Genomic DNA, 12,235 nt, shown 5'->3' with positions numbered 1-12,235 from the left:
TCCAATGTGCGAATGTAGGTAATATCAGCAGCCCAGACTTGATTGGGAGCATCCGTTTGAAACTGCCGGTTCAGCGAATTCGGAGCCACCGGATGGTTGTGCCTAGAGTTAGTGGTTTCCTTGAATTTTCGTTTGTGGCGAGCCTTTAATCCCATTTCCCGCATGAGTCGTGCGACACGCTTCCGGCTACATCGAATCCCTTGGTCGCGTAATTCTTCAAAGATGCGGGGGCTGCCATATCGCCCCTTACTTTGCTCAAAAATCATTCGAATCTTTTCAGAAAGCTCCCGGTCTTTCTTTTTGCGAAGGCTTTCGTCCCGTTTGACCCATTCATGATAACCACTCCGCGAGACTTCGAGGAATTGGCACATCTTCGTAATGCTATACTTTCCCTTGTATTCTTTAGCAGTCTCGAGGATAACCCCATATTTCATTTCTGGGGTTGTGAGAAGATGGCCACCGCTTTTTTTAGGATGTCACGCTCCATCTGGACAAGATGTAGCTCCTGTTTTAAGCGACGGATCTCTTCTTCGAGGTCGCTCCCGGCCTGCCGGTTACCGTTACCCGGGAAGCTGTTGGCTCCAGCCAGACGTTTCTCCTTTTTCCAACGCCAAAGCAGATTTTCCCGGATCCCGAGATCTTCGGCTATCTTACTCACTGCTTTTCCGCTTGTCTCACTGAGTATTACTGCTTGTTCCTTGAATTCTTTACTATACACTTTCCGTTCTTTGACCACTACACTCAGCTCCTTAGTTCTTTATTCTACCCTTTAACTGAGTGTCTGGCAATTCGGGTAAAAGTCAGCCGTCTTGTCAGAAAGAGAGGGGGACCGAGGGGGTGAGTTTGGTTTTCAATGAAGGATATAACAGGAGGTTCATTATGACCAGTTTCAATGAGATCATTGTGACAACGGTAGATTTAAAACAGGAATATGAGGTTATTGGGCCGGTATATTTTCAGGTTTCCAATAAAGGATTGTTTTCCAGCGCACTGTCCAAATTGATTAAGGAATATAAAGAAGAGATTGAAATCATGAAATCTACCGGTAGTTTTTCGGTGGAAAAGATGGACTGGGGATTCCTCTATGGTGAATGGTCTGTCGGTCAAAATAACTTTGACAAAGCGTTTTATATAGCGGTGCAGGAATTGAAGAAGCGGGCTGCTTTTTTGGGAGCAGATGCGATTGTGGGTATGCGGCAAGATATCGATTTGGATACGACGGATTTTCAATTCTTTTATCTGCAGATGTATGGAACGGCGGTGAAATTTAGATAAAACAGTTTGAAATCCATCTAAAAATTAACCTATCATATTCAGATTCATCATGTATTCCCCACTCTATTTCCCATACTAATAGTCTATATGGCTGTTCACACATATGCAAAAAACTGCGGAGCCATTTTTAACCCATAGTCTTTCAATTCTCGTTCCTCTTCGTATTTCTTAACATTTTTGATTGCTAATGCGAAAGCTTGCTCGGAGTCTCTAAAATATTCAAAATAGGCCTCTTTACCAATCCCTCCAATACGTGAAGTTCGTTCCCACAACTCTTCCGGATTGGCGGTAAGAATCTCCGCTACTTCAAATTCACCCAAAACCTTACCCACCGGTTTCGTCACATAAACGATTACTTTTTCAACGTTCTTAATCGACTTTCTTCTATACTCAACCAGTTTCTCTCCAGCAAAAATTTTAGCAGCATACTCCGGTTTAATCGATAAAACAACCGTCATCTACACGCGCCTCCCTGAGTATCAATCGATAAGCATCATTAGATATGGGAAGGAAACTCCAATATCCGGTTTCAGGAATGATTTCATTTTCACGTCGAAGGCGAGATAACAGAGATGGATATCAGCCGAACAGAAAAGATAGAATGAACTGTATTAACCCAAAAAAACATAATTTCTATACGATTCTAAAAAAAACTTCATCGTATCCGAATGAATCAAGCTCCCTAATCTTTCCACTCTTTAATCAGATTGATCAACCTTACGGTCAATTCCGTCACTTTCGCTTCATCAATCGGATTCCGGGCATCATTCACCGTGACCGACAGGGCGTATAAATCCTTCGAATCCTTTTTCCGCAACAAATGAGTATATTGCAGCACCCCGGGTTCGGAGCCGCCCTTGTAACCGGCGAGCGACCAATCCGCTTTCGCGGCCAGACCGGAGTTGATGCGGATTTCATCGCTGTTCCTCAGATCATGAATCGTCTGACAAAGTTCCCTGGCGCTGAAAAACCATTCGATTTCGTCGCTGAACACCGGCGCGGGCGGGGTCCGGAGCCCCGCTAAATCCATATGGGCCAGATCTTTGAGGATTTCCCGCTTCCGCGCCGCGCCGGCCGCGATATATTTTTGGGGGAGCGACGGGTCGGCGCCGAATTTCAATTTGAACATTTCGGCCGTCTTCAAAAAAGGCCGGTTGAGCGGAGAAACATACTTTTCAATGGTCTCCCGCCCGAGATAATCGATCAGTAGATCCGCGGCCGTATTGTCGCTGATGGAAATCATCAAATTCGTCAGGGTCTTAAGAGTAACCGGAGTCTTGTCGGGCCATTCCTGCAATATCCCCGAGGGGAGCGATTGGTTTTGGCCGTTCAAGGGGATGACGGTGTCCCAGGCAATTTTACCGGTTTGAACCTGGTCATATACGGCCTTCAAGACATAGAGTTTGAAGGTCGACCCGGCCGCCAGCGGAGTATTCTCGTTCAGCGCCAGCAACACTTGTTCATTGTTCTTCATGACACAGACCGCGACTTTTCCGGGGAGCTTTTGAAACTCGGCCATGATTTTTTCCTTGGAGTCCTCGTTCAAGGCCCAATGGCCGAACCATAGGCCGATTATTTTTTGGTTCCCGTTCAAGGTGATGCTCGCGGGCGCGGTCCCCTTCTCAAATACCAGCGTGTACTGGCCGTCCCTGCCGGTGACATTCACCAACGGGCCCAGCTGCTGCTGATAAAGATTGAGGATTGCGATGACTTTCTCCGGCGGCACTTGGGCCAAAAAAGAGTCGTCGAATAGAGCGAGCGCCGCTTTTTCCTGACCCCGGAACAAATCGAAAAGCGTCTTGACATTCATGTCCTGCTCCCCGAAAGCAACCGCGCCGCATAGTAAAAGGATACAACATGCGAACCGTAGTATCGTTCTCCGCAATTCCGTACTCCTTTTTCCCATTGGTTTCAATCCACGCACCTGCGCGAGGTGCGACATGACCTTTCAACCACCGTTTACATCCCAGTTGAGTTTCAATCCACGCACCTGCGCGAGGTGCGACCAGGCCATCAAACGGTCAAGAGTTTTCGAAACTGTTTCAATCCACGCACCTGCGCGAGGTGCGACGTAACCGCTTTTCCTTGTTGGGTATACTTCAGCGGTTTCAATCCACGCACCTGCGCGAGGTGCGACTATTTGACCTTATGAATATAATATACATCTTCGCGTTTCAATCCACGCACCTGCGCGAGGTGCGACAGCGTATCCTGCGAACCCTTTGTCTTCAAAGGATTCGACGAGCGTTTCCGCGAACCTCTTTTTTTCTTCCAAAAAAAGCCACCCATTTGACGAGCCGTTCGCTAAAACCCGCGCCAAACGGGAACCGCGAATCTCCCGATGGAACCGGGTCCGCTTCCGGTTAGCGGCCGAAACACAGCTTCATCGTTGAAGAATGAATCAGCCATAACGATTTTTACTGTAGGATATGAAGCTCCCCGCCATTCCACGAAGTTCGAAACTCATGGACCATCGCTCCGTCCCCCATCCCGGCCCACCTAATATATCAGTAGATTCCCCCTCATGTAAGGTATGGTCTTTGGTCCAACTAGGATATTCTTCATCCTTGTTAGGATGAAAGCCATCCTTGTAAGGGATGTCTCGATCCTTTCAGAGGATCTTTCGCTCCTTGTAAGGTATGCCTCCATCCGTGTAAGGTATGGTCTTCATCCTTGTAAGGGATGCTATGATCCTTTCAGAGGATCCTGCGATCCTTTCTTCCCGAAGGTTCATCCTAGCATCCCGGAGCCTTCGGGAACCATCCCGGGGAGTCCGGGATCAAGGACCGAAGCTTCGGGATGCTTCCCCAAACCTTCGGGAAAGCGGACGGAGGCTTCGGGAAACATCGACAACTCTTCGGGAAGCATCCCCGGGGTTCCGGGAAGCTTCCCCAAGGGCCATCCTCGCCGCGGCAAGACCGATCCGTTGTCAAGCCCCCAACCGGAAACCGCTGCGAACTCGCGGGCTTCACCGAAAATGCCGGCAAGAGAAATGCCGGCCCGAACATCAAGACGAGGACGTTTGGATTTTTTATATCCGTCTGCCCTATTTGATGAAAGAATTGAGATTCTTCTCCGGAAAAAGGAAAATTTTCCGATACAAGAAAAGAGCAATAAGCCGCCAGGTCCTTTGGCGGCATTTATTTCAACCTAATATCTCAGCATCACGCCAAAAAAACTAGCATATCGGAGGGTGTTTCTTGAAAAGAATGGGGATTTACTTGATGCTTTTTTTAACTTTCATGACGATCCAAGGCTGCGGGGGAGGAAGATCTTCAAGGGATAACACCACGCCAAACAATGGCGTTGTTTTTTATGTTGATCCCGCGGGGAGTAATGAAACCGGAGACGGAAGCCTGTCAAAACCTTGGAAAACTCTGAATTATGCCTGCCAACAGGTTAAGCCGGAGCTCCGCAGTACGATTCATTTAAATGCGGGTAAGTTTATCGAAAATGAAGGATGCCCGCTACCGGCCGGCGTGAATCTGGAAGGAGCGGGGATTGGCAGGACCATCCTTCAGGGTTCCTGCAATGAATTTCTGATTCAACTTGAATCTGATTTCAAAGTCAACGGCGACCAGACAATTAGCGGTTTTACCATCGACGGTCAGGGAAGAAGGCTATACGGCGGGATATCCGTAAACCGGCGCAACAATGTTACGATAAGGGATATTGCTTTCAACGGCACCGACATTACCGGCTTGCAAATCCATGCCGGAGGTACGCCGGACAGCACGATCCCGCCCCGGGAATACCTGACCGGGATCAAAGTCTATCAGTGTCACTTCACCAATTGTTCAAAAGATTTTGCGAATGACGAGAATGATATTGGTTGGGGAAAAGGTTGGAGTAGCGGCGCGCTCCAGATTGGACAGCTTGACGGGGCGGAAATTCATGATATTACAATCAATGAGAATAGGGGCGGCGGGATCAAATTTTGCGGGAATGGCTGGCTTAAAAATTTAGAGTTATATCAATGCAATATCAGAGTTCCGGACCGGGATCCGTTCTGGGGAGCCGATTTTGCCATTGAGCTCTGGAATATCTATGATAATTGCAAGGTTTATCGTAATACCGTCAACAACTGGGTATCCTTCGTCCGCGGGAATAAAGGAAACGGCACCCATAGCCTCCAATTCTTTGAGAATCGAATCGTCTTCCCCGACACCGGGAACCCCCAGGTTGCCATTGAAGCCTCCGCTTCCGATATGGAGATTTACAACAATTACATCGAGAAGGCCGGGCTGGGGGTGAGTTTATGGTATGACAAAAGCCAGGCGAATGTCCTGATTCATCATAATGTTTTTTATGATTTTTACCATCCGTCGGATTATACCGCCGGATTGGAGATTCACTTAAACAAGGGTACGGTTTTATCCAATATTAGGGTTTTTCATAATGTTTTTCATAATATCCGGCCTGATAACCAACATCCCGGCCTGGTAATCGGCGCCAAAGTGTTATTTGAAGGCGTGCTGAACGGGCTGCAGATCAAAAATAATATCTTCATGAATACCGGAACCAAAACCATTAAGCAGGATGTCGTCTATTGGGATGGCAAAGGTGAGATCCGCAATGCGGATATTTCCTACAATTGCTTGGATAACGTACAACTGGGAAATGCCGGTCCTTTTGCTCATAATCTATTTGCCAACCCGGGGATAACCGCATCCGGCAGCCGGCCGTTTCCTTATTATAAATTGAATAGCAATAGCGGGTTGATCGACAAAGGGATCTAGGTCGGGTTTCCATACTCCGGCAATGCGCCCGATATCGGGGCTGATGAGAATTAGCTTCATTTCGGAATGGGTAACTATTGAAGAGCATTTGTGTTCACCCTGGCCGGCCAGGGTGAACACAAATGCTCAGGGAAGCAAGGGATAAAGTCGTTTAAAACACGGTCCTCTACTCTATAGTCCGGCGGTGGCATCCAGGTCCCCAATGGAATCAACTAAATTTCCCTATTCTTTTTAAATTTAAAATTTTATTTCGATATTTTATTGACAACTTGCATTAAATATCGTAATATATATAAAATACAAAATTTAATTCTTTAATAGCATTGAATGGAGGAAGATCAGATGACCGATATCCTTGACAATTATGATAAAGCAATTTTACGGGAATTACAGGAGGATGCTTCCATCTCCAATTTGGACTTATCAAAGAAAATCGGGCTTTCCCCATCGGCTTGCCTTGCAAGAACGAAAAATTTAGTCGAAACGGGTCTGATCAAAAAATTTGCTACGATTGTCGATGAAAAGAAATTGGGAATGGAGGTCCTGGCATTTGCTCTTGTTAACCTAACGCCTTTGAATCGGGACACCATCCATTCATTTTTAGCGGATATCAACCAGCTGCCACAGGTTCAAGAATGCTACACACTCACCGGAAGCCACGACTATCTGCTGAAAATCGTCGCAAAGGACATGGCGAGCTATCGGGATTTTATCATTGACTCATTAATGCAAAATCCGGCAGTCAGCAAAGTTGAAACAAGCATGGTGATGGGAATCGAAAAAAGAACTGTCTATGTACCGGTTGATGAAGTTTAATGAGGTCCTGAAATTGAACGAAAAAACGAAAGCTTTCAAAGCGGCTTTTCCCCATACTGCCCCAATATTGGCAGGATTCGTGTTTTTGGGGATCGCCTATGGAATTTACATGAACACAGCAGGCTTTAGTGCGGCTTACCCTATCGTAATGAGTGCAACCATCTTTGCAGGATCGATGGAATTTGTTGCCGTCAATCTACTGCTTGGCGCATTTGATCCAATGCGTGCGCTTGCTCTTACCCTGATGGTAAACGCACGACATTTATTTTATGGAATTTCCATGCTGGACAAGTACAAGGGAACAGGCAGTAAAAAATATTATCTGATTTTCGGTATGTGTGATGAATCTTTTTCAATTAACTGCACGACAGATATTCCTATGAATGTGGACAAGGGATGGTTTATGTTTTTTGTCACATTGCTCAATCATTCATATTGGGTTTGTGGCGCAACGATTGGCGGTATCTTGGGCTCAGTGGTGCAATTCAATACCAAAGGTCTTGGATTTGTTATGACAGCACTTTTTGTGGTGATTTTTCTGGCGCAATGGATGAAAGAAAATACTCATGATAGCGCTTTACTGGGGTTGGGAGTATCATTGTTGTGCCTGATTCTTTTTGGAGGAAGGAACTTTATTATTCCAGCCATGATCATAATACTTGCTTGTCTTACCCTTCTAAAAAATCCATTGGAGAAAGCGGGGACCTCTGTAGGACCATGACTTTGATAGAACGACTCATCACAATCGGCATGGTGATATTGGGCACTGTTGCAACGCGGCTTCTCCCATTCCTCGTATTTCCGGCGGATAAGCCGACCCCAAAATATATTCAGTATCTTGGGAAGAAGTTGCCGTCCGCAGCATTAGGGCTATTGGTAATCTATTGTTTTAAAGACGTGCGCTTATTTATTGGAACACACGGTATTCCCGAGTTGATTTCCGTCGCAATGATAATAGCTCTCCATATATGGAAGAGACAGATGCTGATTTCCATTGCAGGTGGAACGATCATCTACATGCTTCTGGTGCAGTTTGTTTTTCTCCCGAATTGATAGACACCCGGGAAACATCCACGACTCTTGGGGAAGCTTCCCCAAGGGCCATCCCCGCCGGGGGAAGCCGGATCCGTTCGAAAACCAATGAGAAAGCAATCGCTCCATTGGCAGTACGGAAATTTATTGCAGCTTCCCCAAAATGAATCGTCATGCTCGCAAATTGATGGAAGATACCCTCGACGAAGGTATGGCGGCTACGGATGATGAGGATAAGACAGGGTCGAAAGGGAAAACCTGGTGGAGAAACGTACCTTGACAGATCATCATTGCTTTGATAACATACATACCGATGGTATGTATAATGAAAATGAGGTAAATTGTATGGCTCGAAATAAATACCCTGAAGTCACTATCAATCGCATCCTGGACACGGCGATGAAATTGTTCATGTCGAAAGGATACGAGCACACCACGATCCAGGACATAATTGATGAATTGGGAGATTTGAGCAAAGGCGCTATTTATCATCATTTCAAATCCAAGGAAGAAATTATGGACGCGGTCAATAAACGAATGGCTGAACAAGGGATTGGGGATATCAAAACCATCGTGGATGACAGCAGTCTGACTGGAATCGACAAGCTTCGTAAAATGCTCTTATTCTCGATAGCTTCGGCTCAACATGAAGCGATTGACAAGACAGTCCCACCTTTCTTAAAAAATCCGCAATTATTGGCGCTTCACATGCGCGATACCTTGGGTTCGGCTTCCGCTCTTTTAACCGGTGTCATCGAAGAAGGCATTCAGGATGGTTCAATCCAAACAACCCAGCCCCGCGAGTTATCACAAATGATCTTATTATTTTTCAACGTATGGATCAATCCCTGGATGTATTCGTGGACAGCGGATGAGATGAAAGGCATCGTTCATTTTATGAAGGATCTTTTAGACAAAATGGGAGTTCCGATTTTTTCCAATGAGATACTCCAATCTTTAGAGGTATTATACTCGCTTTCACAACCCGAGAAATAACGGTTCAATCCAAATTTTGAATCGTTATTTTTACGAACTTATACATACCAAACGACGGTATTGTAAAACTTGAAGGAGCAGATTCTTGAAATGAAAACGAAAACCTTGGGAAACAACTGGACTAAAAGTTTTTGGATTATCGCCATCGGGGAGGCTATTTCGGAAATAGGCAGTTACGCGGTGCAGTTTTCGCTCATATGGTGGATTGCAAGCCGGACACGTCCCCTTTAATGCTGGCGTTATCGGGGTTGCTGGCATTTTTGCCCCAATTGTTGCTGGGTCCTTTTGTTGGCGTATGGATCGATCGTTTGAACCGAAAGACCGTTATTATTTTTGCAGATTTATTCATTGGAGGGGTAGCCACAGTTTACGCGGTTTTTTCCTTTTCGGCAATCCTCCGTATTGGTCTGCTTGTATCGTTCTCGGTATTCGCGCCATCGCGAATGTCTTTTATACTCCGGCCATTCAGTCGGTAATCCCCCTGCTTGTTCCCGAGCCAGATCTCATTCGTGCCAATGGCTGGCTTCAGTTCATGCAGTCGGGAACGTTAATGCTGGGGCCGGTTTTGGGAGCGGCATTGTATGCACTCTTGCCTCTACCGGCCATCTTATTATCCGATTTAGCCGGCGCGCTCGCGGCCAGCGTTTCCATGGCGATAATTAAGATTCCCGAGCTGAAGCGCGAAGGACATCGGACTCCGGATTTTATGAAAGAAATGAAAGAAGGCTTCGCGATATTTCTCCGGGATCAAAAACTTTTGATTGTTACGCTTGCGGCCGCGATCGCCATGATTTTCTATATGCCGCTTTCATCCTTTTTTCCCCTGATGACCAGCAGCTATTTTCATGGATCGGCGTGGCAGGCCGGTATCGTCCAATTTGGGTATGCCGGAGGGATGATGATCTGCTCCCTTGTAATGGGAACCTATGCCACCATCAAAAACAAGTTGTCAGCGGTTCATCTGGGCCTGCTGGGATTAGGGCTAACCGCTTTTTTCTGCGGTATTCTTCCGCAAAATAATACCGCTTTTTGGATATATGCGGTATTGTGCATGCTCATGGGCGCCAGTGGTAATTTGTATAATATCCCCTATGTTGCCTATATCCAGGAAACCATCCCGAAAGAAGCGCACGGCCGGGCATTTTCGGTGATGAGCAGCTTGATGTCGGCTACAATGCCGCTGGGACTGGTCATTGCCGGGCCGATGGCCGAGATGAGCGGAGTCGCTTCATGGTTTTTCATTACGGGGGTTGCTTTTTTTATCATTACCATCGCAAGCTTTTTGCTCACGAAATATACGGATAATGTAGCATATAAGTGACGGCGAAAGCAGGAAAAACTTCTCCTCTTATATGTTATAGTAATTGAAGATGGTAAAGTGTTACAATATTCGGCAGGAACGAAGAAAAAAGAGTTAGGAGAAAGCCGATGATCGCGCGGGAAAGCATTCCATGCTATCAAGGAGTCTCGCTACGGCGCGGCAGCAATTTTCTGTACCTTTCTCCCCATATTTTATTGCAACCCTATATCGCAAACTACACCATCTCCTTCCCGACATCGCAAACGATGCCGGATGAATATACGGTTCTGCCGACGGCCAGTTCAACGCTGGTAATATCGGTCAGCGCCGATCGAATCGTCAGTAGTTTGCGGGGAGTAAACACGAAAGCGTGTCATGTAGGGGCTTATGCCAACAAGATGAAGCTTTTGTTATTGATTGAATTCCATCCGGGCAGGCTATACCCTTTCATCGGGATCGATCAGTTTGAATTGGTCGATTCATCATTTATGCTGGACGAATTGGATAAGACGCTTACACAGGCGCTTGAAAATGAGCTCATGCAGTCTGAAGGTATTGAAACCCTGGTTGCAGCGCTTGACAGGATACTCATGGCCCGGCTGAGGGATGGTCATACCGGCAAAGGTATTGCAGCGATCATGCGGGACATCGTCCAGCGGCACGGCAAGATTAGCGCCTGGGAATTAGCTGCTGAATCCCATTATAGTGAAAAGCAGATCCGGCGCTTGTTTTTGCACCATGTCGGTACCAGCCCCAAGCTGTTTTCGCGAATCGTACGCGCCAATTATGCGCTGCGCTTATTGCAAAACAAGCCCGGATGCCTCACCGATATTGCGGCCCAGGCCGGCTTTTTTGATCAGCCTCATTTCATTCATGACTTCAAAATGGTTTGCGGCCTGACTCCGCAGGAATATATCCGGAAGATGTCCGTTTTTTACAATGATCGATTCAAAATGTAGGGTACAATCGGAATAGCATCGCTTGCACGGATCGATATCCGGTAAGATGAAGGAGGAAAGCCCGTGAAAACACTGAATACACAAGCCTTTGAGGAAATACGCCGCTGGATTTTTCGTAACGCCAGGCCGCTTGACTTAGCGTTGTGGCAATATCACTTTGAAACGGGAAGCAGGGAAGCTATCCTTGCCATTCTGTCCCATTATCAAAATCGCGACGGCGGTTTTGGCTACGCCATCGAACCCGATAATTGGAATCCGGCATCGACTCCATACAACGCGCATTTCGTGGTAAGAATCCTGCGGATGATCGATTTCCTGGATACGACCCACCCCATCTATCAAGGAATATTCCGTTATCTGGAGCATACTACGGACCAAGCGGACTACGGCTGGTTTTTTATCATTCCATCCAACAATCATTATCCCCATGCCGTTTGGTGGGATTACAACCCGGAAAAGAATATTTTTCAAAGCATCGGAATCACCGCCATCCTGTCCGGCTTCATCCTCCGCTATGGCGACAAACAATCCAACCTGTACAAAATCGCAACTGAGTATGCCAAAACATTGATTGAAAAACTGCCAACAACGACGAATTTCGGCGATATGGGGCTCAAGGGTTATAGTGAATTGTTGGATGATATCGAAGCCGCCGGACTGAGAGAAGACTTCAACTGCCAATATCTCCGTGAGAAGCTGCAGGATTTGGTTTGGAGCAAAATTCATGATGAAAAGGACAATTTTATGGCCAATCCGCTTGAATTTATCTTTTCACCAAACAGCAGATTCTATGAAAAAAACCAGCTGGAAGTCGAAGCCGCGCTGGATCAGCTGATCGATCAAAGACCCGCCTCGGGCGTTTGGGACATTCCCTGGGAATGGTATAACGGCAATCAATACGCGAAAGCATTTGCCATCAGCGAGAACTGGTGGAAATCGTTTCAGGCCATCGAAAAACTTTTGCAATTAAAGCGATTCGGGAGACTGTCACTCTGAAGAATCGCCCGTTATGCGGACCCTCGTCGCGACGAGGGTCCTGTTATCTTGTTAATGATAAGATGTACAACCGAGGAGTGTGGAAATAGCAACGAATCGTCTTCCCCGCTAATACTAATAGC

Annotated in this window: 11 protein-coding genes, 1 pseudogene and 1 CRISPR repeat array; of the genes and pseudogenes, 9 read left to right on the top strand and 3 right to left on the bottom strand. The window is 46.5% G+C overall.

From position 1 onward, the window contains the following. Positions 1-736 (bottom strand): annotated as a pseudogene (locus EDC14_RS27815) (IS3 family transposase); the annotation flags it as partial. 143 nt (positions 737-879) lie between these two features. Between EDC14_RS27815 and EDC14_RS16530 the strand changes: the two are divergent. After that, positions 880-1,275, top strand: a complete 396-nt coding sequence (locus EDC14_RS16530) for a heavy metal-binding domain-containing protein (RefSeq protein ID WP_132015410.1) — start codon at positions 880-882, stop codon at positions 1,273-1,275. A 95-nt stretch (positions 1,276-1,370) separates the two neighbouring features. On the opposite strand, the gene EDC14_RS16525 is transcribed toward EDC14_RS16530, so the two are convergent. Continuing rightward, positions 1,371-1,733, bottom strand: a complete 363-nt coding sequence (locus EDC14_RS16525; protein ID WP_132015409.1) for an ASCH domain-containing protein — start codon at positions 1,731-1,733, stop codon at positions 1,371-1,373. Positions 1,734-1,957: 224 nt separating this feature from the next. Beyond that, positions 1,958-3,085 carry a serine hydrolase gene (locus tag EDC14_RS16520; protein ID WP_165908076.1) on the bottom strand — a complete coding sequence of 376 codons (1,128 nt, stop codon included), beginning with the start codon at positions 3,083-3,085 and terminating at the stop codon, positions 1,958-1,960. Between the two features lie 98 nt (positions 3,086-3,183). Continuing rightward, positions 3,184-3,478: direct repeats of the CRISPR family, unit length 32 nt; unit sequence GTTTCAATCCACGCACCTGCGCGAGGTGCGAC. 1,276 nt (positions 3,479-4,754) lie between these two features. Between EDC14_RS16520 and EDC14_RS16515 the strand changes: the two genes are divergently transcribed. From EDC14_RS16515 to EDC14_RS16480, 8 genes are all read left to right on the top strand, one after another. Further along, entirely contained in the window at positions 4,755-6,014 is a 1,260-nt protein-coding gene (locus tag EDC14_RS16515) for a right-handed parallel beta-helix repeat-containing protein (RefSeq protein WP_341540165.1), read from the top strand. A gap of 342 nt (positions 6,015-6,356) precedes the next feature. After that, positions 6,357-6,830 (top strand): Lrp/AsnC family transcriptional regulator, encoded by a 474-nt coding sequence (locus EDC14_RS16510; RefSeq protein ID WP_132015406.1) that lies wholly within the window; start codon positions 6,357-6,359, stop codon positions 6,828-6,830. Continuing rightward, on the top strand, positions 6,808-7,551 hold the full coding sequence (gene azlC, locus EDC14_RS16505; RefSeq protein ID WP_207930754.1) for an azaleucine resistance protein AzlC: 744 nt from the start codon (positions 6,808-6,810) through the stop codon (positions 7,549-7,551). The genes EDC14_RS16510 and azlC overlap by 23 nt, the downstream gene beginning before the upstream one ends. Next, positions 7,548-7,883 carry a branched-chain amino acid transporter permease gene (locus EDC14_RS16500; RefSeq protein ID WP_132015405.1) on the top strand — a complete coding sequence of 112 codons (336 nt, stop codon included), beginning with the start codon at positions 7,548-7,550 and terminating at the stop codon, positions 7,881-7,883. The genes azlC and EDC14_RS16500 overlap by 4 nt, the downstream gene beginning before the upstream one ends. 240 nt (positions 7,884-8,123) lie before the next feature. Then, a complete protein-coding gene (locus EDC14_RS16495) occupies positions 8,124-8,858 on the top strand; it encodes a TetR/AcrR family transcriptional regulator (RefSeq protein WP_243662966.1) in 735 nt (244 codons plus the stop codon). 205 nt (positions 8,859-9,063) lie between these two features. After that, positions 9,064-10,179 (top strand): MFS transporter, encoded by a 1,116-nt coding sequence (locus tag EDC14_RS16490; RefSeq protein ID WP_243662965.1) that lies wholly within the window; start codon positions 9,064-9,066, stop codon positions 10,177-10,179. Between the two features lie 245 nt (positions 10,180-10,424). Continuing rightward, positions 10,425-11,117, top strand: coding sequence for an AraC family transcriptional regulator (locus EDC14_RS16485; RefSeq protein ID WP_165908075.1), 693 nt, complete (start codon positions 10,425-10,427; stop codon positions 11,115-11,117). 63 nt (positions 11,118-11,180) lie between these two features. Continuing rightward, positions 11,181-12,113, top strand: coding sequence for a hypothetical protein (locus EDC14_RS16480; protein WP_132015403.1), 933 nt, complete (start codon positions 11,181-11,183; stop codon positions 12,111-12,113). Positions 12,114-12,235 lie beyond the last annotated feature (122 nt).

This window comes from Hydrogenispora ethanolica (assembly GCF_004340685.1).
Classification (GTDB): Bacteria; Bacillota; UBA4882; order UBA8346; family UBA8346; genus Hydrogenispora; species Hydrogenispora ethanolica.
Note: the sequence above shows the minus strand (reverse complement) of the source record. Positions and strands in the feature narration are given on the sequence as shown.